This window comes from Streptomyces sp. NBC_01241, from assembly GCF_041435435.1.
Lineage (GTDB): Bacteria > Actinomycetota > Actinomycetes > Streptomycetales > Streptomycetaceae > Streptomyces.
Map to the genome: position 1 here is coordinate 4,276,010 of NZ_CP108494.1, position 22,152 is coordinate 4,298,161.

General features: G+C 68.9%; 17 protein-coding genes and 2 tRNA genes. 5 read left to right on the top strand and 14 right to left on the bottom strand.

Annotation, left to right across the window (positions count from 1 at the left end; genetic code table 11):
- Positions 1 to 146 precede the first annotated feature (146 nt).
- On the top strand, positions 147 to 1,355 hold the full coding sequence (locus tag OG306_RS18990) for a sensor histidine kinase (RefSeq protein WP_371665518.1): 1,209 nt from the start codon (positions 147 to 149) through the stop codon (positions 1,353 to 1,355).
- Positions 1,352 to 1,987 carry a response regulator gene (locus tag OG306_RS18995; RefSeq protein ID WP_266747304.1) on the top strand — a complete coding sequence of 212 codons (636 nt, stop codon included), beginning with the start codon at positions 1,352 to 1,354 and terminating at the stop codon, positions 1,985 to 1,987. Before OG306_RS18990 ends, OG306_RS18995 begins: the two co-directional genes overlap by 4 nt.
- A gap of 44 nt (positions 1,988 to 2,031) precedes the next feature.
- Here the strand turns inward: OG306_RS18995 and OG306_RS19000 are convergent, their stop codons facing one another.
- Both OG306_RS19000 and OG306_RS19005 read right to left on the bottom strand, forming a co-directional pair.
- Positions 2,032 to 2,265 carry a hypothetical protein gene (locus tag OG306_RS19000; RefSeq protein ID WP_266747305.1) on the bottom strand — a complete coding sequence of 78 codons (234 nt, stop codon included), beginning with the start codon at positions 2,263 to 2,265 and terminating at the stop codon, positions 2,032 to 2,034.
- Between the two features lie 87 nt (positions 2,266 to 2,352).
- Positions 2,353 to 2,425: transfer RNA gene (locus tag OG306_RS19005), tRNA-Ala, on the bottom strand.
- Positions 2,426 to 2,596: 171 nt separating this feature from the next.
- Between OG306_RS19005 and OG306_RS19010 the strand changes: the two genes are divergently transcribed.
- The gene (locus OG306_RS19010; protein WP_266747306.1) at positions 2,597 to 3,145 is read left to right on the top strand and encodes a helix-turn-helix domain-containing protein; all 549 of its coding nucleotides are present in this window, start codon (positions 2,597 to 2,599) and stop codon (positions 3,143 to 3,145) included.
- Between the two features lie 81 nt (positions 3,146 to 3,226).
- Positions 3,227 to 4,564, top strand: coding sequence for a serine/threonine-protein kinase (locus OG306_RS19015; protein WP_371665519.1), 1,338 nt, complete (start codon positions 3,227 to 3,229; stop codon positions 4,562 to 4,564).
- Between the two features lie 53 nt (positions 4,565 to 4,617).
- Here OG306_RS19015 and OG306_RS19020 read toward each other — a convergent pair whose 3' ends face one another.
- From OG306_RS19020 to OG306_RS19030, 3 genes are all read right to left on the bottom strand, one after another.
- Entirely contained in the window at positions 4,618 to 6,045 is a 1,428-nt protein-coding gene (locus tag OG306_RS19020) for a hypothetical protein (RefSeq protein ID WP_266747308.1), read from the bottom strand.
- Positions 6,045 to 7,880 carry a vWA domain-containing protein gene (locus tag OG306_RS19025; RefSeq protein ID WP_371666256.1) on the bottom strand — a complete coding sequence of 612 codons (1,836 nt, stop codon included), beginning with the start codon at positions 7,878 to 7,880 and terminating at the stop codon, positions 6,045 to 6,047. Before OG306_RS19025 ends, OG306_RS19020 begins: the two co-directional genes overlap by 1 nt.
- A 234-nt stretch (positions 7,881 to 8,114) precedes the next feature.
- Positions 8,115 to 8,249 (bottom strand): DLW-39 family protein, encoded by a 135-nt coding sequence (locus tag OG306_RS19030; protein WP_003958712.1) that lies wholly within the window; start codon positions 8,247 to 8,249, stop codon positions 8,115 to 8,117.
- Between the two features lie 307 nt (positions 8,250 to 8,556).
- On the opposite strand from OG306_RS19030, the gene OG306_RS19035 reads away from it, so the two are divergent.
- A complete protein-coding gene (locus OG306_RS19035) occupies positions 8,557 to 8,928 on the top strand; it encodes a DUF6344 domain-containing protein (RefSeq protein WP_327259002.1) in 372 nt (123 codons plus the stop codon).
- A 245-nt stretch (positions 8,929 to 9,173) separates the two neighbouring features.
- On the opposite strand, the gene OG306_RS19040 is transcribed toward OG306_RS19035, so the two are convergent.
- The 9 genes from OG306_RS19040 to dnaA all read right to left on the bottom strand — a co-directional run bounded on the left by OG306_RS19040 (position 9,174) and on the right by dnaA (position 22,062).
- Positions 9,174 to 9,247, bottom strand: a tRNA-Ile gene (locus tag OG306_RS19040).
- Between the two features lie 70 nt (positions 9,248 to 9,317).
- Positions 9,318 to 9,926, bottom strand: coding sequence for a DUF3566 domain-containing protein (locus OG306_RS19045; protein WP_266747310.1), 609 nt, complete (start codon positions 9,924 to 9,926; stop codon positions 9,318 to 9,320).
- A 93-nt stretch (positions 9,927 to 10,019) separates the two neighbouring features.
- The gene (gyrA, locus tag OG306_RS19050) at positions 10,020 to 12,644 is read right to left on the bottom strand and encodes a DNA gyrase subunit A (RefSeq protein ID WP_266747311.1); all 2,625 of its coding nucleotides are present in this window, start codon (positions 12,642 to 12,644) and stop codon (positions 10,020 to 10,022) included.
- Positions 12,645 to 12,690: 46 nt separating this feature from the next.
- Complete coding sequence (gene gyrB / locus OG306_RS19055; RefSeq protein WP_323183886.1) at positions 12,691 to 14,796, bottom strand: DNA topoisomerase (ATP-hydrolyzing) subunit B; 2,106 nt, start codon at positions 14,794 to 14,796, stop codon at positions 12,691 to 12,693.
- 399 nt (positions 14,797 to 15,195) lie between these two features.
- Positions 15,196 to 15,768 (bottom strand): DUF721 domain-containing protein, encoded by a 573-nt coding sequence (locus tag OG306_RS19060; protein WP_371666257.1) that lies wholly within the window; start codon positions 15,766 to 15,768, stop codon positions 15,196 to 15,198.
- Between the two features lie 11 nt (positions 15,769 to 15,779).
- Entirely contained in the window at positions 15,780 to 16,910 is a 1,131-nt protein-coding gene (recF, locus tag OG306_RS19065) for a DNA replication/repair protein RecF (RefSeq protein ID WP_266747312.1), read from the bottom strand.
- A 141-nt stretch (positions 16,911 to 17,051) separates the two neighbouring features.
- Complete coding sequence (gene gnd / locus OG306_RS19070) at positions 17,052 to 17,930, bottom strand: phosphogluconate dehydrogenase (NAD(+)-dependent, decarboxylating) (RefSeq protein WP_266747313.1); 879 nt, start codon at positions 17,928 to 17,930, stop codon at positions 17,052 to 17,054.
- 131 nt (positions 17,931 to 18,061) lie between these two features.
- The gene (gene dnaN / locus OG306_RS19075; protein ID WP_371665520.1) at positions 18,062 to 19,192 is read right to left on the bottom strand and encodes a DNA polymerase III subunit beta; all 1,131 of its coding nucleotides are present in this window, start codon (positions 19,190 to 19,192) and stop codon (positions 18,062 to 18,064) included.
- Between the two features lie 1,061 nt (positions 19,193 to 20,253).
- Entirely contained in the window at positions 20,254 to 22,062 is a 1,809-nt protein-coding gene (gene dnaA, locus OG306_RS19080; protein WP_371665521.1) for a chromosomal replication initiator protein DnaA, read from the bottom strand.
- Positions 22,063 to 22,152: the final 90 nt, after the last annotated feature.

Below are 22,152 nucleotides of genomic sequence, written 5' to 3' on the forward strand. Positions count from 1 at the left end.
TGGGATCGGTACGTCCCCACTCTCGCCGCCGCCCCCATGCCGAGGCATCGCGCCCAGGATCGGACTTTTGGAATCAAAGGACGGCGCCTGCCCTCCACCTTTTGATTGATGCCCGGTATGAGCCGTTTCCGTAGACTGGGTATCTCATGAGCACCCTCACTCCCACCACCAGGGCCCTGACCTGGTGCCTGCACCTGCTGATCATCGGCCTGCTCGCCCTGACCGTGGTCCGGGCCCTGGGCACGGGGGAATCCCGAACGGGCCTCATCGTCGCCGTCTGTACGGCGCTGGGGGTGGCGTACGCCGTGGGCCCGCTGCTGCCCCGTATCAGCGGCTCCCGCCGGGCCGCCGCGCTGTGGCTGGGCGTGGTGGGCGCCGTCTGGCTGGTTCTGCTGGTCCTGACCGCCGACGCGCTGTGGCTGGCGTTCCCGCTGTATTTCCTCCAGCTCCATCTGCTGCCCCGGCGCAGCGGCCTGATTTCGGTCGTTGCCACCGCCGTCGCGGCGATCGTGGCCTTCTCCGCCCACCAGGGCGCCTTCGCCGCTGCCAACGCGATCGGCCCGGCACTGGGCGCGGCCGTCGCCGTGGCCGTGGTGTGGGGCTACCAGGCGCTGTACCGGGAGAGCGAACAGCGCCGACGGCTGATCGAGGAACTCACCACCACCCGCGCCGACCTCGCCGCCGCCCAGCACACCGCCGGCGTCCTGGCCGAACGCGAACGCCTCGCCCGCGAGATCCACGACACCCTCGCCCAGGGCCTGTCCAGCATCCAGTTGCTCCTGCGCGCCGCCGAACGCGCCCTGCCCGCCCGGCCCGAGGCCGCCGAGCGCTACATCGACCAGGCCCGCCAGACGTCCGTGGACAACCTCGCCGAAGCCCGCCGGTTCGTCGCGGCGCTGACCCCGCCGGCCCTGGAAGGCACCACCCTGGCCGGAGCCCTGGAACGGCTGTGCGCCACGACCAGCACCCAGCATCCCCTCACCGCCCGCTTCCGCCTCACCGGCGAGCCCGTACCCCTGCCCACCGCCCACGAAGTCGCCCTGCTGCGCATCGCGCAGTCCGCGCTGTCCAACACCGTCCGTCACGCACACGCCACCACGGCCGAGGTGACCCTCAGCTACCTCGACGACGAGGTTGCCCTCGATGTCGTCGACGACGGCACCGGCTTCGACCCCACCCGCCTGCCGGCTCCCGATCCGGCCACCGGCGGTTTCGGACTGGCCGCCATGCGCGCCCGCACGCACGCCCTCGGCGGCACCCTCAGCATCGAATCCGCCCCCGGCCGAGGCAGCGCCCTCGCAGCGCAACTCCCCGCCCACCCGGCACCCCGACCAGACGACGAGGCCCAGCCGTGACCGACACCCCCATCCGTCTGCTGCTCGCCGACGACCACCCGGTCGTACGGGCCGGACTGCGCGCCGTACTGGAGACCGAATCGGACTTCACGATCGTGGCCGAGGCCGCCACGGCCGAGGAAGCGGTCACCCTGGCCGGCGAACTCGACATCGACGTCGTTCTGATGGACCTGCAGTTCGGCCGGGGCATGAACGGATCCCAGGCCACCGCCGCCATCACCGCGCGCCCCGGCGCACCCCGGGTCCTGGTCGTCACCACCTACGACACCGACGCCGACACGCTGCCCGCCATCGAAGCGGGCGCCACCGGTTACCTCCTGAAGGACGCCCCGCCCGAGGAACTGGCCGCCGCCGTACGGACCGCCGCCGCCGGGCGCACCACCCTTGCCCCCACCGTCGCCGACCGGCTCATGAATCGCCTGCGCACCCCCCGTACCGCCCTGACCCGCCGCGAGACGGAAATCCTCGGTCTGGTCGCCGACGGCCTGTCCAATCAGCGCATCAGCGACCGGCTCAGCCTCACCCAGGCCACCGTCAAGTCCCACCTGGCCCACATCTACGCCAAGCTCGGCGTCGACTCCCGCACCGCCGCCGTCGCCACCGCCACCGACCTCGGCCTCATCCGCCGCTGACGGCCGGCGCATGACGGCCGTCAGCGGCGGATGAGGCCCCCTGTTCAGCTGTGCAGAGCGAGGTAGGGCGCGAGGGCGAACAGGGTGATGACCTGGGCGTATTTCAGATTGCGCGTGGGCAGTGCGCGGGCGGTCTTCCCTCCCAGCAGTACGCCGGCCGGCTCCGGGACGCCGACCGGAGCGGCCAGGGGCCGGTCGATCGCGCCCCGGGCGGGACAGCCCGCGGTACCCACGCCGGCGCCGGGCGCTCCGCCGCCGATGGCCCCCTCACCCGACACGTCATGAACACAAAAAAAGTGCCCCGAGCCACGCAAAAAAGGTCCCCTGGCCGCGTTTCCGCAGTCCAGGGGACCCTTCTGTCGATGTGGAGCCTAGGAGATTCGAACTCCTGACATCTGCCTTGCAAAGGCAGCGCTCTACCAACTGAGCTAAGGCCCCGAAAACGGACAGCACCGGACGCTTCAACGTCTCGGCGACCGCCGCAGACCAGAGTACCGGGTACCCCCCGGAATCTTGCAAAAAGACAGGGACTCCCGGTCCGCGACCACGCTCCGTAAGATGCTCGACGAGGTTCGCAGCAGCGAAGCCGCAGCGAAGGGGAGACGCGCCATGGATGCAGCTCAGCAAGAGGCAACAGCAAGAGCCCGGGAACTTCAGCGCAGTTGGTACGGAGAGCCTCTCGGGGCGCTCTTCCGCCGGCTGATCGATGATCTCGGCCTGAATCAGGCCCGGCTCGCCGCGATCCTCGGGCTGTCCGCCCCCATGCTCTCCCAGCTGATGAGCGGCCAGCGGGCGAAGATCGGCAACCCCGCGGTCGTCCAGCGCGTCCAGGCGCTCCAGGAACTGGCCGGTCAGGTGGCCGACGGCAGCGTCAGCGCGGGAGAGGCCACCGACCGCATGGAAGAGGTCAAGAAGTCCCAGGGCGGCTCCGTCCTCACCGCCACCAGCCAGACCTCCCACTCCGGCAGCGCCCCGACCGTCCGGCGCGTGGTGCGGGAGATCCAGTCGCTGCTGCGGTCCGTCGCGGCCGCCGGTGACATCATCGATGCCGCCGGCTCCCTCGCCCCGACCCACCCGGAGCTGGCAGAGTTCCTCAAGGTGTACGGCGCGGGGCGCACCGCGGACGCGGTGGCGCACTACGAGGGACACCAGAGCTAGGGCCTGTCCGACAGGCCCTGGGGCACTACCCCCGAGAACCGGGCACGAGCCGGAACAGGAACTGGGAGCGGGCGCAGCGCAATGGGTGAGGTCTTCGCCGGTCGGTACGAACTGATCGATCCGATCGGACGTGGTGGGGTCGGCGCCGTCTGGCGCGCCTGGGACCACCGGCGCCGCCGTTATGTGGCGGCCAAGGTCCTCCAGCAGAGCGACGCGCACACGCTGCTGCGCTTCGTCCGCGAGCAGGCGCTGCGGATCGAGCATCCGCATGTCCTCGCCCCGGCCAGCTGGGCCGCGGACGACGACAAGGTCCTGTTCACCATGGATCTGGTGAGCGGCGGTTCGCTGGCCCATGTCATCGGCGACTACGGGCCGTTGCCCCCTCGTTTCGTCTGCACGCTGCTCGACCAGCTGCTGTCCGGGCTGTCGACGGTGCACGCGGAGGGCGTCGTGCACCGGGACATCAAACCCGCCAACATCTTGATGGAGGCCACCGGCACCGGGCGGCCGCATCTGCGGCTGTCCGACTTCGGCATCTCCATGCGCAAGGGCGAGCCGCGCCTCACCGAGACCAACTACGTGGTGGGAACGCCGGGTTACTTCGCGCCCGAGCAGATGATGGGCGCGGAGCCCGACTTCCCCGCGGACCTGTTCGCGGTGGGGCTGGTGGCGCTGTATCTGCTGCAGGGGAAGAAGCCGGACGCGCAGGCCATCGTCGAGCACTTCGCCGCGTACGGAACTCCCAGCGCCCCGGAGGGAATTCCCGAGCCGCTGTGGCAGGTCCTCGCGGGGCTGCTGCAGCCGGACCCCCAGGCCAGATTCCGTACGGCCACGGGCGCGCGCAAGGCGCTGACGGCCGCGGTCGACATGCTGCCGGAGCTCGGCGCCGACGACGATCCGGTGGAGGTCTTCGACCAACTCGGGCCGCTGCCCACCGGCTTCGGACCCGACGGACCGGTCACGCCCCCCAGAACGGCCGTGCAGGACGCGCACCCCGTACAACCCGCACACCCCGGCGCCGCGGCTCAGCACGCCGTACAGCAGCCCTACACACCGCCTCCGGTCCCGATGTCGGAGACGGGCAGCTTCCATCTTCCGCCGCCTCCGCAGCAGCCCACGCCGACGCCCCAGCAGGCACAGGCAGCCACGCCTCCCACTCCGCTCCCGGCGCACGCGGCTGCCCCGGTCGCCGCGCACGCACCCGATCCCTCGCAGGCCCCCACCACCCCGGTGCACCACGAGCCGGCACTCACCCAGGCGTACACCGCCGGGCAGCCGCAGGGCCCCGCTCCGGGAGCAGGGTTTGCCGCGCACATGCCGCGGAAGCGGCCGGGACCGCCCCCGAAGGTGGCGGTCCCGGTCCTGCTGGTGGCGCTGATCTGTTTCGCCGTGGGTGTCTGGGCGCTGACCCAGAGCTGAGTGCGCCGTCGGCCGGAACCCCGCCGCCGTACGCGGCAGCGGCTTTGGCCCGGCTACCAGGCCTGCGGCGGGCCTCCGTAAGGCGGTTGTCCGCCCCCGCCCGGACCGCCCGCGGCCGGACCGTTCGAACCGGGCGGAACCGCCGGAGCCTGCGCAGCCGCGAAAGCCTCCGGACCCGCCATGGCCGCCGGACCCATTGGGGCGGGCACCGCGCGGCGCCGTGCCAGCAGCGTCCACACGCCGAGCCCGAGCACCAGCACAGCACCCGCGCTGATCCCGGCCACGCCGACCGCCCTCATGGTGTTGCTCCTGGCGGCCTCGGGATCGCTCCGGCCGCTCTTGGCCATGTCCCTGTCGTTCTGCGTGACCGAGAAGTTCCCCGCGCCCCCCGCGTACGGCGACGTCCCCGCCTTCCCCTCCACCTTGATCTTGAGGACCAGCGGAATCGCCCGGTCACCGTACGACTTCGCGACCTTCGGACTGAGCGTCACCGACAGGTAGTACCAGCCGGCGAACCGCATGGCGCTGACGCTGCTGGTGGACGCGTAGCGGTTCTCGTACGCCACCGGGGGCAGCGGATCCAGCGATACGGACGCGGGCTTGCCGGAGTACGACAGCGGGCTCACGTCGTCGACGTGGCCGTGGGCCGGATTGTCCAGGGACATCGCGAGCGCGTTGCCGATGTACTCGTCCGAGGCGTTGTTGTTGCTCAGGTCGGCCGTGACGAAGATCTGCTGGTCCCAGTCCACCGGCACCCGGTAGAAGCGGGTCTGCCCCGGCGCGATGTCGTCACGCCACTCGCCGGTTTCCAGGCTGGTCGCGTTGTAGTAGCTGGTACCGCCGGAGCGCTTCTGCGGGGCGGCCGTGGGCGGCTCGGGGGAGGCCGACGGCCAGTGCTCCGGTGCCTCGGTCGGCATCGAACCGGCCGATTTCAGCTGCGGTTCCGACTCGTAGCGCAGCTCCAGGTCCCACTCGCCGGGTGACGAGGTCGCCTTGCTCTCCCGCTCGATCAGGACGTTGTACGTGCCCGCTTCCTGACAGGTACTGCTGTCCTTCTCCACGTTCCGGTAGGCGTACGCCGCGATCGGACGCGGGAATTCCGCCGACTCGAACCGGGCGTCCTCCGAACTGCACTGCCGGTCCGTGCTGTCCCTGATGCTGACCTTGATGCCGTCCCCGTAGGCGACCTGTCCGCCGTCCGTGGGCACGGCCACCGCCGAGACGTACGCGTCCGTCTTCGCGTCGAGGTTCAGGCGGTAGTAGAGCTTCTCACCGCGCTTGATCGAGCTCTTGTAGACCGATCCGGGCGTGAGTGCCGACGCCTCGGTGCTGACCTCCGCGCCGCTGACCGTCTTCGCCCCGGGAGCGAAGGTGTACGCGGTGTCCTCCCCGGCCGCGTACGCCTGCCCCGGCAGCGCCGCCGTCGCGCACATCGCCGCGACGGCGGCCAGCGCCACCCGGCCCCTGTTGCGCTGCCTCATCACGCGCTTCCCCTCGTCGTCTGTGCGGCGCGCCCGCGACGCCCGCGCACGAACGCGAGCCCCGCGATCACCACCACCACGGCGCCCGCCCCGGCAGCGGCCGCAATGCCGGTCCATCCTGCCCCGCCCGTACCGCTGCTGTCTCCGACGGCGCTCGAATTGCCCCGCTTGTCCTTCTTCTTGGCCACGACAGCGGCATGGTGCTCGGGGCCGGCCAGCTCGTCGCCGAGCACCGACACCCGCAGCACCACTCCGATCCGCGCGTTCTGCGCGATCTCGGCGGCCCCCGCCCCCAGCGTCACCGAAATAAAGAAGTCGCCCCCGGCGTGCACGGGCTGGACGGCGGAGCGGTACTCGTACCGATTGGTCCAGGCGACCGGCACCCCGCCCATCCTGACCGCCGACGGACGGCCGTTGTACATGGTCCTCGGTGTGAACTCGCCGCCACCGGTGAGCGGGAACCGAGCAGGGGTGAACAGCTGCGTCGCGCCGTACGAGTACGTGGCGACGCCTCTCCCCACCGTGGGCTCGTCTCCGAACTCCACGTCGTAGCGCACCTGCTGGCCCCAGCCGGCCGGGACCTTGTACCAGAGGGTCTGCGACGGAAGGATCCGGTCGCGCCAGACACCCGGGCCGAGCTCCTCGGCGTCGTTGAAGCCGGTACCGCCTCGTACATCGCGGGGGTCGCCGGCGGGCAGCACGGCGTCCTTGCCGCCCTTGCCGTACTCCGACTGCGACTGGCCGAGGACGACCCCCTTCGCCGGCGGCGCCTCCACCCCATGGACGAGTTCGAGCGGCCAACGCGCGTCGTCGGAACCCTTCTTGCTCTCCCGCTCCACCACCAGCCAGTACCGCCCCGCCCGGTCGCAGGCGCGGGTGCCCCGCTCCGCCGGGATACGGGCGACCGCCGAGGTCAGCGGGGTCGCGCCCTCCTTCTGGTAGAAGCGCGCGGTGTCCGTCACGCACGAACTGTCGGTACCGTACGCGATGCTGGTGCGCAGCGCGTCGAACGTATCGACGGCCGCCCCGGGCTGCGGCACCGCCGTCACCGAGAAGTCCGCCGTCGAAACGGCATCCAGACCGACGGCGTAGTACCGCTTCTCACCGGGCCCGATGGTGTCGAGATACTGCCCGGGTACGAGCACGGGCGCCCCCGCACGCGTCGCCGCGCCCACGACCCGCTCGCCCCGGAACCGGTAGCCGTCCGCGGAGAGCTGGGACGCCCGTTGCAGCTGCCGGGCCAGCGCGGCGGCGTCCGGCGCGTCGTAGTAGCGGCCGTTGCCCGCCGCCGCGACGCATTCGAGCTGCTCGCGGGCCGCGCCCTTCACCTGGAAGCCGACGGTGTCGATCCGCAGCCCGGTCCCCTCCCGGGCCAGCTGCTCGGCGACCTCGCAGGGCCGCGGCGCACCGCAGTTGTCCTCGCCGTCGGAGATCAGCAGGATCGTGCGCGTACCGACGACCCCTCCCGCGGGTCGTGGGAGGTCCTCAAAGGCCCTGCGGAGGGACAGCCCGACAGGAGTGTCACCCCGGGGCTCCACGGCCGCCACGGCCCGCTTCACGGCCGCCCGGTCGAGCCTGCGGACCGGCTGTACGAGCCTGGTGTCCGCGCAGCCCCGGGGGCGGTCGGCGCCGTACACCCGCAGCCCGGTCGGATACCCCTCGGGGAGGTTGTCGACGACGGAGCCGACGGCCGTACGGGCACTCTCCATCCGGGTGCGCCCCGTACCGTCGTCGTCCGCCATGGAGCCGGACGAGTCGAGCACCATGACCGGGCTGCCGCCCGGACCGGCGCCCGCCTCCCGCGAAGCGCCGGGCGTGGCCGCCGCGACCGGCATCGTCCCCGCCACCAGGGCGAGCAGCGCCCCGCCGATCCATGCCCCCGCAACCGCAGTGCGGCGGCAGTGGTCGTGTGTCCTCACGCGTGCCCCCCGACCGAAAAACCCGACCCTTTTGCTCCAGCAACCTATTGATTTGCTTAGGCGAACTCAAGAGCACAGGCGTCACGGTCCCGCAACAGCACGAAGCCCCGGCCGCTCGGCGACCGGGGCCCGCAATCAGGCTGTTCTGTCTCACACACCCGAACCTGCGGGCACGGAGTCAGTCGCCTCCGTCCACAGATCCTGCTCGGCGCGATCCGCCTGGATCTGGCGGTACACGAGGAGCCCGCCGATGGCGGCCAGTGCGACCAGGAGAAGCTTCTTCACCGCGCGACCTCGTCTTTCCTTGACGTAGGGGACTTCTGCCGCCCGACTATACACACCGGCCGATATCGATCGGTGACCTACCTGCGACCCAATTGGCGCCCGGGGAAAAGCGATCACGCGGGGAATCGCTCCGCCGGAGATCACGCCCCCGCCGGCCGCCCCGCGGGGACCCGTCGAGGCCGGTTGCACCAGACGAGTGGTGTTCATCTGAAGATCGGCGGATCCGCGGCGTCGGTCCGCGAAATCCAGGGCCACATCCACATCATCGGAAAGGTAAGCAAACCGGACTACCCGAAAGCGAGGGGCCATGAGCACCTTCAAGGCCAAGAACCTCTGGACCGCCTTCATCACCGCCTTCTTCGCCCTCCTCGCCGCGCTGGGGCTCATGAGCACCCCGGCGGTGGCCGCGGAGCAGAACGCCCCGGAGCCGACCACCACGAACCAGGAGCACACGGCTGCGACCGCGGCAACCGCGACCACTCCGTCGGTCCGCTGGACCCTTCCGCGTGACAGGGCGCTGCCACCCACGACGAAGCAGCGCATCCGCGCCGAGGCACACGGCTCCTCACCCGCCGCCCGCCAGCTGTCCGCCGACACGACGGACGCCGCGGAATCCAGGAACACCGCCCACGCCACCCACGGAGCCCCGGCGGGGGACGCGTCCCTCCTCCCCCCGTGAGAGCCGCACAACTGACGTACAGAGCCCCCGGACCGGTTCACACCGGACGGGGGCTTCTACGTGCGCTCCACGCCCCGCTTCGTGCGCTCCACGCCCCGCCCGGCCCCTCCCGACGCGACGCCTCCACCCGCAACCCGCACCGCCACCCGTACCCGCACCGCCATCCACACCAGGCGTGTACCGCACCGATCACACGCAGAAGGCCCGGTGTCTCCGAGGAGATACCGGGCCTTCTGTTATCACTGTGGGGCTAACAGGATTTGAACCTGTGGCCTCATCCTTATCAGGGATGCGCTCTAACCAACTGAGCTATAGCCCCGCCGCGCTGCGCGCTGACTTCTGAAGATTAGCGCACGTCGGGGCCAGTCCCAAAATCGATACTCCGCGCGCTACTCGTCCTCGGCCAGCGTGAGCTCGACGCCGCCCACGAAGCCCGCCGACAGGTTGTAGATGAACGAGCCCAGCGTTGCCAGCGCGGTCGCCAGCACCACGTCGATCACCGCGATGACCGAGGTGAAGATGAGGACCCGCGGAAGCGACAGGAACGACTGAAGATCGAAGCCGCCGCTGTCGTTCGAACCGGTGGCCTCGCTGATCGTGCCGCCCACCGTCTCGAAGACGCCCATCGCGTCCATCACCATCCACAGCACCGCCGCCGCCACCACCGTGCAGATACCGAGCGCGATGGAGAGCAGGAAGCTCACCTTCATCACCGACCACGGGTCGGCCTTGGCCACCCGCAGTCGCGCCTTGCGGGTACGCGGAGTCGTCCGCGCCCCCGTCCGCGGCAGCCGGGACGCCTGCGCGGCGCCGGCGCCCTGCGCACCGCCCTGCGTGCCGTGCGGCCTGCCGCCCTGGGTCCCGCCCGCGGGCGAGGGATACGCCTGCGGCGGGTGGTACGGCCCACTCGCCTGCCCCGCTGCGGGCTCGCGCTCACCGGGCAACGGCCCGGTCGCGTAACCCTCGTACTGGGGCTGAGGCCCCCGGGTGTCCGTCACAGTGCCCCCTTGGGAGTCCGTGGCAGGGCCACGGGCACCGTTCGCTCCAGCTCCGGAAGCGGCCGAACCGGCGCCCGTGGCTCCACTCACGCTCTACTCCTCGTGCTCCCCGGCCGAAGGCGAGGTGCCTTCGACGTTGCCCTCGACCGTGCTCTCGGCAGCACCCGCCGCCGCGGCCTCGGCGTCCTCGGACCCCTCGACCTCTTCGGCCTCACGACCGGCTTCGGCGTTGCGTGCGATACCTACGACGGCATCGCGCTTGCCCAGATTGATCAGTTGGACGCCCATGGTGTCACGGCCCGTCTCCCTGACTTCATTGACTCGCGTACGAATCACACCACCACCGAGCGTGATAGCGAGGATCTCATCCGTCTCCTCGACCACCAGCGCGCCGACCAGCGAGCCCCGGTCCTCCACGATCTTGGCGGCCTTGATGCCCAGGCCACCACGACCCTGAACCCGGTACTCGTCGACGGGAGTCCGCTTCGCGTACCCGCCGTCGGTGGCAGTGAACACGAACGTACCCGGCCGGACAACATTCATCGAGAGCAGTTCGTCGCCTTCGCGGAAACTCATGCCCTTGACGCCCGATGTGGCACGGCCCATGGGGCGCAGCGCATCGTCCGTCGCGGTGAACCTGATCGACTGGGCCTTCTTGCTGATGAGCAGCAGATCGTCCTCGGCCGACACCAGTTCCGCACCGATCAGCTCGTCGTCGGAGCCGTCCGCCGTCTCCCGCAGGTTGATCGCGATGACGCCGCCGGAACGCGGTGAGTCGTAGTCCTTCAGCGCGGTCTTCTTCACGAGACCGCCCTGCGTGGCCAGGATCAGATACGGCGCGGCCTCGTAGTCACGGATCGCCAGGATCTGGGCGATCCGCTCGTCCGGCTGGAAGGCCAGCAGGTTGGCGACGTGCTGACCACGGGCGTCACGGCCGGCGTCCGGAAGCTCGTACGCCTTCGCCCGGTACACCCGGCCCTTGTTCGTGAAGAACAGCAGCCAGTGGTGCGTCGTCGACACGAAGAAGTGGTCGACGATGTCGTCTTCCTTGAGCTTCGTACCGCGCACGCCCTTGCCGCCGCGCTTCTGCGAGCGGTAGTCGTCCGTCTTCGTACGCTTCACATAGCCGCCGCGCGAGATCGTGACGACGATGTCCTCCTCGGCGATCAGGTCCTCGATGGACATGTCACCGTCGAAGGGCACCAGCTTGGAACGCCGGTCGTCGCCGAACTTGTCGACGATCGCCGCCAGTTCCTCGCTGACGATCTGCCGCTGCCGCTCCGGCGACACCAGGATCGCGTTGTACTCGTTGATCTTCGCCTGGAGCTCGTCGTGCTCGGCCGTGATCTTCTGGTGCTCCAGCGCGGCCAGCCGGCGCAGCTGCATCTCCAGGATCGCGTTCGCCTGGATCTCGTCGATCTCCAGCAGGCCCATCAGGCCCTCGCGCGCCACCTCGACCGTCTGGCTGCGCCGGATGAGGGCGATGACCTCGTCGATCGCGTTCAGCGCCTTGAGCAGACCACGCAGAATGTGCGCCCGCTCCTCCGCCTTGCGCAGACGGAACTTCGTACGCCGGACGATGACCTCGATCTGGTGCGTCACCCAGTGCCGGATGAACGCGTCGATCGACAGGGTCCGCGGCACACCGTCGACCAGGGCCAGCATGTTGGCGCCGAAATTGGTCTGCAGATCGGTGTGCTTGTACAGGTTGTTCAGAACGACCTTGGCAACCGCGTCGCGCTTCAGCACGACCACCAGACGCTGACCCGTGCGCGACGAGGTCTCGTCACGGACGTCCGCGATCCCGCCGATCTTGCCGTCCTTCACCAGGTCGGCGATCTTCTGCGCCAGGTTGTCCGGGTTGGTCTGGTACGGAAGCTCCGTCACGACCAGGCACTGCCGGTTCTGGATCTCCTCGACCGCGACGACCGCCCGCATCGTGATCGAGCCACGGCCGGTGCGGTACGCCTCCTCGATGCCCTTGCGGCCCACGACGAGCGCACCCGTCGGGAAGTCCGGGCCCTTGATCCGCTCGATCAGCGCGTCCAGGAGCTCCTCCTGGGAGGCCTCCGGGTGCTCCAGGTACCACTGCGCACCGTCCGCTACCTCGCGCAGGTTGTGCGGCGGGATGTTGGTCGCCATACCGACCGCGATACCGGCAGAACCATTGACCAGGAGGTTCGGGAAACGCGCCGGCAGGACCGTCGGCTCCTGGTTGCGGCCGTCGTAGTTGTCCTGGAAGTCGACGGTCTCCTCGTCGATGTCCCGGACCATCTCCATGGACAGCGGCATCATCTTGCACTCGGTGTACCGCATGGCGGCGGCCGGGTCGTTGCCCGGAGAACCGAAGTTGCCGTTGGAGTCCACCAGCGGCATCCGCATCGACCACGGCTGCGCCAGTCGCACCAGTGCGTCGTAGATCGACGAGTCACCGTGCGGGTGGTACGTACCCATGACGTCACCGACGACACGGGCACACTTGTAGAAGCCCTTCTCGGGCCGGTAACCGCCGTCGTACATCGCGTACAGCACCCGGCGGTGGACGGGCTTGAGACCGTCCCGCACGTCCGGCAGCGCACGCGAGACGATCACGGACATCGCGTAGTCGAGGTAGGAACGCTGCATCTCCGTCTCGAGCCCCACGGGCTCGACACGCATGCTTACGCCGGCGGCGGCCGGCTCCTCTTCGGGTGTCACAGGGGTGTTCTCGTCGGCCATTGCTGGTCAAAGTCCTTTCGAGCTGCGGCTTGCTGGTACGGCCGACTCAGATGTCGAGGAAGCGGACGTCCTTGGCGTTGCGCTGGATGAACGAGCGCCGCGCCTCGACGTCCTCGCCCATCAGCACCGAGAAGAGGTCGTCGGCCTGCGCCGCGTCGTCCAGCGTGACCTGGCCGAGGACCCGGTGGTCGACGTCCATCGTGGTGACGCGCAGCTCCTCGGCGTTCATCTCGCCGAGACCCTTGAAGCGCTGGATCGAGTCTTCCCTGATCCGCTTGCCGTTCTGCTTGCCCAGCTCCACCAGGGCGTCGCGCTCCCGGTCCGAGTACGCGTACTCGAAGTCGTCCCGGCCCCACTTGATCTTGTACAGCGGGGGGCGGGAGAGGTACACGTGCCCGGCCTCGACCAGCGGACGCATGAAACGGAAGAGGAACGTCAGCAGCAGGGTGTTGATGTGCTGACCGTCGACATCGGCGTCCGCCATCAGAATGATCTTGTGATAGCGGAGCTTCTCGATGTCGAAGTCCTCGTGGACACCGGTGCCGAAGGCCGAAATCAGCGCCTGGACCTCGGTGTTCTGCAGGATCTTGTCGATCCGGGCCTTCTCGACGTTCAGGATCTTGCCCCGGATCGGCAGGATGGCCTGGTACATCGGATTACGGCCCGACTTCGCCGAACCACCGGCGGAGTCACCCTCGACGATGAAGATCTCGCACTTCGTCGGATCGTTGGACTGGCAGTCGCTCAGCTTGCCCGGCAGCGAGGCACTCTCCAGGAGCCCCTTACGACGGGTCAGATCACGCGCCTTGCGGGCCGCGACACGGGCCGTGGCCGCCGCGATGCCCTTGCGGATGATGTCCGCGGCCTCGTTCGGATTCCGGTCGAACCAGTCCGTCAGCTGCTCGTGGACCACCTTCTGGACGAAGGTCTTCGCCTCGGTGTTGCCCAGCTTGGTCTTCGTCTGCCCCTCGAACTGGGGCTCGCCCAGCTTCACCGAGATGATCGCAGTCAGACCCTCGCGGACATCCTCACCGGTGAGGTTGTCGTCCTTCTCGCGCAGCAGCTTCTTGTCCCGCGCGTACCGGTTGACCAGGGAGGTCATCGCCGCGCGGAAACCCTCCTCGTGGGTGCCGCCCTCATGCGTGTGGATCGTGTTCGCGAAGGAGTAGACACCCTCGCTGTACTGCGTGTTCCACTGCATCGCGATCTCGGCCGAGAGGAGACGCTCCTTGTCCTCGGCCTCGATGTCGATCACCGACTGGTGAATGACGTCGCCCTTGCGGGAGTTGAGGTACTTCACGAAGTCGACGATGCCGCCCTCGTAGTGGTACGTGACCGTACGGACCTGCTCCTCCTCGGCGCTCTCGGCCACCTCGGCGACTTCCGCACCCGCCGTCGCCTTCGCCGACTCACGCTCGTCCGTGAGCCTGATCGTCAGACCCTTGTTGAGGAACGCCATCTCCTGGAAGCGGCGCGACAGGGTCTCGAAGGAGTACTCGGTGGTCTCGAAGATGTCCCCGTCGGCCCAGAACGTGACCGTCGTACCCGACTCGTCGGTGGCCTCATTACGGGCCAGCGGAGCGGTGGGCACACCCAGCTTGTAGTCCTGGGTCCAGCGGTAACCGTCCGTCCGGACCTCGACGGAGAGACGCGACGACAGCGCGTTCACCACGGAGACACCGACACCGTGCAGACCACCGGAGACGGCATAACCGCCGCCGCCGAACTTACCGCCGGCGTGCAGGACGGTCAGCACGACCTCGACCGCCGGCTTCTTCTCCGACGGCACGATGCCGACCGGGATACCCCGGCCGTTGTCGACCACACGGACCCCGCCGTCGGCGAGGATCGTGACGTCGATCGTGTCCGCGTGCCCGGCCATCGCCTCGTCGACCGAGTTGTCGACAACCTCTTGCACGAGGTGGTGGAGGCCTCGCTCACCGGTCGAGCCGATGTACATGCCAGGTCGCTTGCGGACCGCGTCCAGGCCCTCGAGGACGGTGATCGCGCTGGCGTCGTACGAGGGGGTGACCTCGCCGGAAGCGGATGCCTCGGCCGAGGCGATCACCTCGCCGCTCTCACCGGGTGTGGACGGAATGTTCTCGTTGGGGTTGCCGGAATCGGCCACGAAGCGCCCTTTCTGGCACAGCACAGGCCGTTCTCCGGACAGTCGGGAGCGGCTGCGTTCGGCTTGTATCGACGACTCCCGCAACGGTGCGGGATTGTTCACCAGTCTACCGGTAGCGCCGACACGAATGGGGGTTTGCCGGTACCTGAGTACGCATGTGCCGCCCTGAATGAGCGCCTGACGACTCCCCATATTCAGGAAGGGCTCCCAAGAGCCCCACGCGGGCATTGAGCGCTTCGGCCTGTCAACCTTTCGCTACCGTGAGGGACGCCCCACTCCCCCCGTGCGGCTTCAATCACTACATACCGGTACAACACGGATGCGACGGACAGCACCACCGAGAAGACGGCACAGCAATCCGACCGCCTTCCGAGCACACCCCACAGACCTCTCAGGGACGCGAAAACCCCAGCTCAGACGCCCTCAGCCATATGTATCGCCAGGACCGGTGCTCCCTGGCGCCCGCAGTGGACCGAACCTGCGCTGCGGACCCCCCGGCCCCAACACCTTGATCATCCGCACCGTGCCGTGCCCCAGATCCGCATTCAGCCGGGCCACCAGCTGCGGCGCCAGCAACCGCAGCTGCGTCGCCCACGCCGTCGAATCGCACTGCACCGTCAGCACCCGCTCGTCCGGATCCTCGTCGTACCGCAACGGCACACAGTGATTCGCCAGATCTTCACCCACGATCTGCGGCCAACGCCCCATCACCCCGCCCACCGCCGCCGGTGTCTCCCAGCCACGCTCAGTGATCAGACGATTGATCGCGGCACCCAACGGCAACGGATCCCGCCCGTCCGCCCGCGCCCCCGAACGCAGCCCACCACCCCGCCTGGCCTGCTTCTTCTGCTGCGCCGCGGCACCACGCGCCCGCGCCTGCTCCTTCGCCGCACGCAACGCCACCCGCGCCAGATCCACCCCCGACGGCTCCGGCTGCTTCTCCTCCACCGGCCGCCCCTGCGGCGGCTCCCCAGAAGCCCCGGCGGCCCCGGACACCTCACGGCCGCTCACAGCCGCTCCACCTCACCCGCGGACACCGCATACCGCGCCCCCGCCAGAACCCCCGGAACGTCGTCGTCCACCGCCGCCGTCACCAGCACCTGCTCACCCGGAGCCACCAACTCCGCCAACCGCTCACGACGACGCGCATCCAGCTCCGCGAAAACATCGTCCAGCACCAGCACCGGCTCATTGCCCTCGCTGCGCAGCAGATCGTACGAAGCCAGCCGCAGCGCCAACGCGTACGACCAGGACTCACCATGGCTCGCGTACCCCTTGGCCGGCATACCCCGCAGCCCCAGCAGCAGATCATCACGGTGCGGCCCGACCAACGTCACACCCCGCTCGATCTCCTGCTTACGGACCTCCACCAGGGCCGCGATCAGCTGCTCGTACAGCTCCTCTCGCGTACGCGCCGAACCCACCCCCGCACCGACCGAACTCCGGTACTCCAACGCCACCGGACCACCGCCCGGCGCCACATCCCCGTACGCCTTGTCGGTCAACGGCTGCAACGTGGCAATCAGATCCAGCCGCTGCGCCAGCAGCTCCGCACCCACCCGGCCCAGATGCTGGTCCCACACATCGAGCGTCGACAGATCCATCGACCGGCCACCGTGCCTGCGCGCCATCGCCGCCGACTTCAGCAAGGTGTTGCGCTGCTTCAGCACCCGCTCGTAGTCCGAACGCACCCCCGCCATCCGCGGCGAACGCGCCGTGATCAGCTCGTCGAGAAAACGCCGACGCTCCCCGGGATCGCCCTTGACCAGCGCCAGATCCTCCGGCGCGAACAGCACCGTACGTACGATTCCCAGCACATCACGCGGCCTGACCTGCGACGACCTATTGATCCGGGCCCGATTGGCCTTGCCCGGATTGACCTCCAGCTCGATCAGCTGCGAACGCTCGCCCTCTGTGACAGCCGCTCGGACGACAGCCCGGTCCGCTCCCATCCGCACCAGCGGCGCGTCGGAGGAGACCCGATGGCTGCCGAGCGTCGCCAGGTAGCCGACGGCCTCCACCAGATTCGTCTTGCCCTGCCCGTTGGCCCCCACGAAAGCGGTGACGCCCGGTTCGAGAGGTACCTCGACCCGGGCGTACGAGCGGAAGTCGGCCAGCGAGAGATGCGTCACATGCATGGTGTACGCCGACCTTCCCGGCTTCCTGCTCCGTGCTCCGTGGTGCGGGTCGGACCTGACGGCCCGGCCCGCTCCTCGTTGCGGTTACTTCGTGTTCTGCTTCTTGCCGATCAACTTCTTGTCGACCTGCTTCTCGCCGATCTACTTCTTGTTCTCGACCGCGTGGCCACCGAACTGGTTGCGCAGCGCCGCGATCATCTTCATCTGCGGGGAGTCGTCCTGCCGCGAAGCGAAACGCGCGAAGAGCGACGCCGTGATGGCGGGCAGCGGCACCGCGTTGTCGATCGCCGCCTCCACCGTCCAGCGGCCCTCACCGGAGTCGGCGGCGAAACCACGGAGCTTGTCGAGGTGCTCGTCGTCGTCCAGCGCGTTGACCGCCAGGTCGAGCAGCCAGGAACGGATGACCGTGCCCTCCTGCCAGGAACGGAAGACCTCGCGCACATCGGTGACGGAGTCGACCTTCTCCAGCAGTTCCCAGCCTTCGGCGTAGGCCTGCATCATGGCGTACTCGATGCCGTTGTGGACCATCTTCGCGAAGTGGCCGGCGCCGACCTTGCCCGCGTGGACGGAACCGAAGTCGCCCTCGGGCTTCAGCGCGTCGAAGACCGGCTGGACCTTCGCCACGTTCTCGGCGTCGCCGCCGTACATCAGCGCGTAGCCGTTCTCCAGGCCCCAGACACCGCCGGAGACGCCGCAGTCCACGAAGCCGATGCCCTTGATGCCCAGCTCGACCGCGTGCTTCTCGTCGTCCGTCCAGCGGGAATTCCCGCCGTCCACGACGATGTCACCGGGCGAGAGGAGGCCGGCCAGCTCGTCGATGGTGGCCTGGGTCGGGGCACCGGCCGGCACCATCACCCAGACGACCCGCGGGCCCTTCAGCTTGCCCACGAGCTCTTCGAGGCTGCGGACATCGGAGACGTCCGGGTTGCGGTCGTAACCGATGACGGTGTGGCCTGCGCGGCGGATGCGCTCGCGCATGTTGCCGCCCATCTTGCCGAGGCCGACGAGACCGAGCTCCATCAGAGATTCCTTAAGCGTTGTGCCGATTCGTACCCGAAGCCGAGCCTACGCCCGGCCGGGGACAGACCGACGGGCATGCTCGGCGCTGAGCGTGCCCGTCGGAAGCTGTCCATGCGGGACCGATGGCCTGATCAGCCGGAAAGACGGACCGGCATGATCAGGTACTTGTACGCCTCGTCCGCCTCGGCGTCCACGGCCGGGCGGCCGCTGAGCAGCGCGGGCTTGGTGGACGTCGTGAAGGAGAGCTGGGCGGCCGGGGAGTCGATCGCGCTCAGCCCGTCCAGCAGGAAGGTCGGGTTGAAGGCGATCGAGATGTCGTCGCCCTCCAGCACCGCGTCGACCCGCTCCACAGCCTGTGCGTCATCACTGGAACCCGCCTCCAGGATCAGCACACCCTGCTCGAAGCTGAGGCGCACCGGTGTGTTCCGCTCGGCGACGAGGGCCACACGCTTGACGGCCTCGACGAACGGCGCGGTCTCGATGACCGCGACCGAGTTGAACTCGGTGGGGAACAGCGTGCGGTACTTCGGCAGATCGCCTTCCAACAGTCGCGTGGTCGTGCGCCGGCCCGCTCCCTCGAAACCGATCAGTCCCTCACCGGCACCCGAGCCGGACAGCGCCAGCATCACCGTGTCACCGCTGGTCAGGGCCTTGGCCGTGTCCAGCAGGGTCTTGGCGGGCACCAGGGCGACAGCCGACGCATCCGGGTTCTCCGGCTTCCAGAGGAACTCGCGGACCGCGAAGCGGTAACGGTCGGTGGAGGCCAGGGTGACGGTCTCGCCCTCGATCTCGATCCGCACACCGGTCAGGACCGGCAGCGTGTCGTCACGGCCCGCGGCGATGGCGACCTGGGCGGCGGCCGAGGCGAAGACCTCACCGGGGACCGTGCCGGTCGCGGTCGGCATCGCGGGCAGCGCCGGGTACTCCTCCACAGGAAGGGTGTGGAGTGTGAACCGCGAGGAGCCGCAGACCACGGTCGCCCGTACACCGTCTGTGGAAATCTCTACCGGGCGGTTGGGAAGGGCCCGGCAGATGTCGGCAAGCAGCCGGCCGGAGACCAGCACCGTGCCGTCCTCCTCGACCTCCGCGTCCACCGAGACCCGGGCCGAGACCTCGTAGTCGAAGCTGGAGAAGCTGAGAACGCCGTCCTCAGCCTTCAGCAGAAGACCCGCAAGAACGGGCGCCGGCGGACGGGCCGGGAGGCTACGGGCCACCCAGGCCACAGCCTCCGCGAGTACATCGCGCTCCACCCGGATCTTCACCGGAACCGCCTCCTGCTGTTGCTCGCTCGCCCTGCTGGCCTTCGTCGTCCGATCGCGTCTCCCGCCGATGACAGCAGGAGGACGACGGGACCAGTCTGACGTACGGCACCGACACTCGGTGCTGCTCGGGGTCAAGTCGCGACAACAGGCTCGGAGCGTCCCGGCCCCGAGTTGTGCACAGGCCCCACTTCGAAGCGGATTCCGGGCTAACTATAGGTGGCAGTAGTAGTAGGGCCTGTGGAAACGGTGGATAACGTCGTTTTCGCAGGTCAGGCCCAGTTTTTTGTCCACCGACCCTGTGGGTGGCACCAGTGGACAACTCGGTGTTTCTGTGGACGGCCGAAAGTTCTGCACACCCGGTACACAGGGCAAGGGGGTTTCTCCCCAGGGCTGTCCCCAGCTTTACCCAGGTTCCCCACAGCCCAACCGACCCTCTCGGTGTGACGCCTTTCACTCGGCACAGTGAAAGGCGCCGTCGCGTTGCCGAACAGTGGACAGGGATGTGGAGAAGCCCGATCAAGCTGGGGACAACACAGCCCGCGCTGTGGGCCGCCGGTGGACAACATCATCGACCCCCTGTGGACGAAGATGTTGTCCACAGGCTGTGGATCATTGTTGACCACAAATCCCCAGGCCCTTGACCTGGCCTGATGGAGTATCGGCAGTCGCCCCTGTGGAAGCAATATGGGACAACTTCTGGGTCCCCAGGCTGTGGAGGGGAAAATCTCCCCAGATCTGTGGAGAACGGGCGCCCGACGGCAGGTATTCGAACACCGCGACCGCTGCGGAGCCGCGGAGTCCGGCGCGGGAGGGGCTTCCGAGCGGGTTTCGCAACGGTCTCGGAGGGGGTTGGAGTGACTCCGGAGCGGGTTTCGGCGGCTTCGGAGTCACTTGGGAGAGGCTCGGACGGGGCTTCGTAGAGCCTTCGGAAGGACTCGGAGGGGCTTCGGAGGGACTGCGGCGCGGGACTCCGGACAACGAAGAAGGGCGCCTGCGGAACCCGGTGAAGGTTCCGCAGGCGCCCTTCCGGCGCGTACGGGGCGTATGCGTGCGGCGGCCCGTCAGCCGTTCTTGATGCGGTTGGTGAGCTCCGTGACCTGGTTGTAGATGGAGCGTCGCTCCGCCATCAGCGCGCGGATCTTCCGGTCCGCGTGCATCACCGTCGTATGGTCGCGGCCGCCGAACTGCGCCCCGATCTTGGGCAGCGAAAGATCGGTCAGCTCCCGGCAGAGGTACATCGCGATCTGGCGGGCCGTCACCAGCACGCGGCTGCGCGAGGTTCCGCAGAGATCGTCCACCGTCAGACCGAAGTAATCCGCGGTCGCCGCCATGATGGCCGTGGCCGTGATCTCAGGGGCCGAGTCCTCGCCACCGGGGATCAGATCCTTCAGCACGTGCTCGGTCAGCCCGAGATCGACCGGCTGGCGATTGAGGCTCGCGAAGGCCGTGACCCGGATCAGTGCCCCCTCCAACTCCCTGATGTTCCGGGAGATACGGGAGGCGATGAACTCCAGTACCTCCGGCGGGGCGTTGAGCTGCTCCTGCACCGCCTTCTTACGGAGGATCGCGATCCGCGTCTCCAGCTCCGGCGGCTGGACATCGGTGGTCAGACCCCACTCGAAACGGTTCCGCAGCCGGTCCTCCAGGGTCACCAGCTGCTTGGGCGGCCGGTCCGAGGACAGCACGATCTGCTTGTTGGCGTTGTGGAGCGTATTGAAGGTGTGGAAGAACTCCTCCTGCGTCGACTCCTTGCTCGCCAGGAACTGGATGTCGTCGACCAGCAGGATGTCCACATCGCGGTAGCGCTTGCGGAAGGTGTCGCCCTTGCCGTCACGGATCGAGTTGATGAACTCGTTGGTGAACTCCTCGGAGCTCACGTACCGCACCCGGGTGCCCGGGTAGAGGCTGCGCGCATAGTGCCCGATGGCGTGCAGCAGATGGGTCTTGCCGAGTCCCGACTCCCCATAGATGAAGAGCGGGTTGTACGCCTTGGCGGGCGCTTCGGCGACCGCGACCGCCGCGGCGTGCGCGAACCGGTTGGACGCGCCGATGACGAACGTGTCGAAGAGATACTTCGGATTCAGCCGGGCCGCCGGCTCACCGGCGCCGGGCGCGGCGGCGGTCTGCGCGCCCATCGGCCCGGTGGCGCCGCCGGGCCGTCCGGTGCCGGCGCCGCCTTGCCGGTGCTGGGCCTGGGGGTCCTGCATGTCGTGGCGCTCGGGGCGCTGCTGCTCGTAACCCTGACGCTCGGACGGCTGCGGCCGGTAGTCGTGCTGCGGCTGCTGGGGACGGCCGCCGGCGTACGGCTCCCGCCACTGCTCCGCCGAGGTGTCGCGGTCCTGGAATCCGCCGAGCCGGGGCTGCTGCCAGGAGAGGTCCTCCTGGGTGCGCGGCCACGCACCGGGGTCGCGGCGCCGCTGCTGGTAGTCGGGGTAGGCGGGCCGGGCGGTCGGCATGCCGTCGTCCGAGGGCCGGTGCCCGTATCCGTCGTACGCGTCATTGTGCTGACGCTCATCGTGCTGCGGTCCCTGGTAGCGGTGCTGCTGAGGCTGCGGGGACTGGTGCATCGGGGGCGCGGGCGGGTTCGGAGGTTCGCCCGCGGAGTCGTCGACGGTGATCGCGATGCGGATCGGGCGGCCGCATTCGCGGCTCAGCGTCTCGCTGATGAGCGGCGCGAGCCGGCCTTCCAGTACGCGCTTGCCCCATTCGTTGGGGACGGCGAGCAGCGCGGTGTCGGCGACCAGTGCGAGCGGCTGGCAGCGCTCGATCCACTGCTTGTCCTTCGGCTCGATGCCCTGCTGGCCCTCCCCGAGGAGTTGCTCCAGCACTCGTGGCCACACTGCGGCAAGATCGGCAGGTACATCAGCCACAAGGCACGCTCTCTCGCTGGTCCCACGAATGTGTGGTTCTCGGGACGGGATGGTTCGGGATGGGTGAGGACCGGCAGGCAGGAAGAAAAA

What these genes read in the sequence shown, in the direction of transcription:
- OG306_RS18990 (WP_371665518.1), top strand. Translation starts at nt 147, where the DNA reads ATGAGCACCCTCACTCCCACCACCAGGGCCCTGACCTGGTGCCTGCAC.
- OG306_RS19010 (WP_266747306.1), top strand. Translation starts at nt 2,597, where the DNA reads ATGGATGCAGCTCAGCAAGAGGCAACAGCAAGAGCCCGGGAACTTCAG.
- OG306_RS19015 (WP_371665519.1), top strand. Translation starts at nt 3,227, where the DNA reads ATGGGTGAGGTCTTCGCCGGTCGGTACGAACTGATCGATCCGATCGGA.
- OG306_RS19020 (WP_266747308.1), bottom strand. Translation starts at nt 6,045, where the DNA reads ATGAGGCAGCGCAACAGGGGCCGGGTGGCGCTGGCCGCCGTCGCGGCG.
- OG306_RS19025 (WP_371666256.1), bottom strand. Translation starts at nt 7,880, where the DNA reads ATGCCGGTCGCGGCGGCCACGCCCGGCGCTTCGCGGGAGGCGGGCGCC.
- OG306_RS19035 (WP_327259002.1), top strand. Translation starts at nt 8,557, where the DNA reads ATGAGCACCTTCAAGGCCAAGAACCTCTGGACCGCCTTCATCACCGCC.
- gyrA (WP_266747311.1), bottom strand. Translation starts at nt 12,644, where the DNA reads ATGGCCGACGAGAACACCCCTGTGACACCCGAAGAGGAGCCGGCCGCC.
- recF (WP_266747312.1), bottom strand. Translation starts at nt 16,910, where the DNA reads ATGCATGTGACGCATCTCTCGCTGGCCGACTTCCGCTCGTACGCCCGG.
- gnd (WP_266747313.1), bottom strand. Translation starts at nt 17,930, where the DNA reads ATGGAGCTCGGTCTCGTCGGCCTCGGCAAGATGGGCGGCAACATGCGC.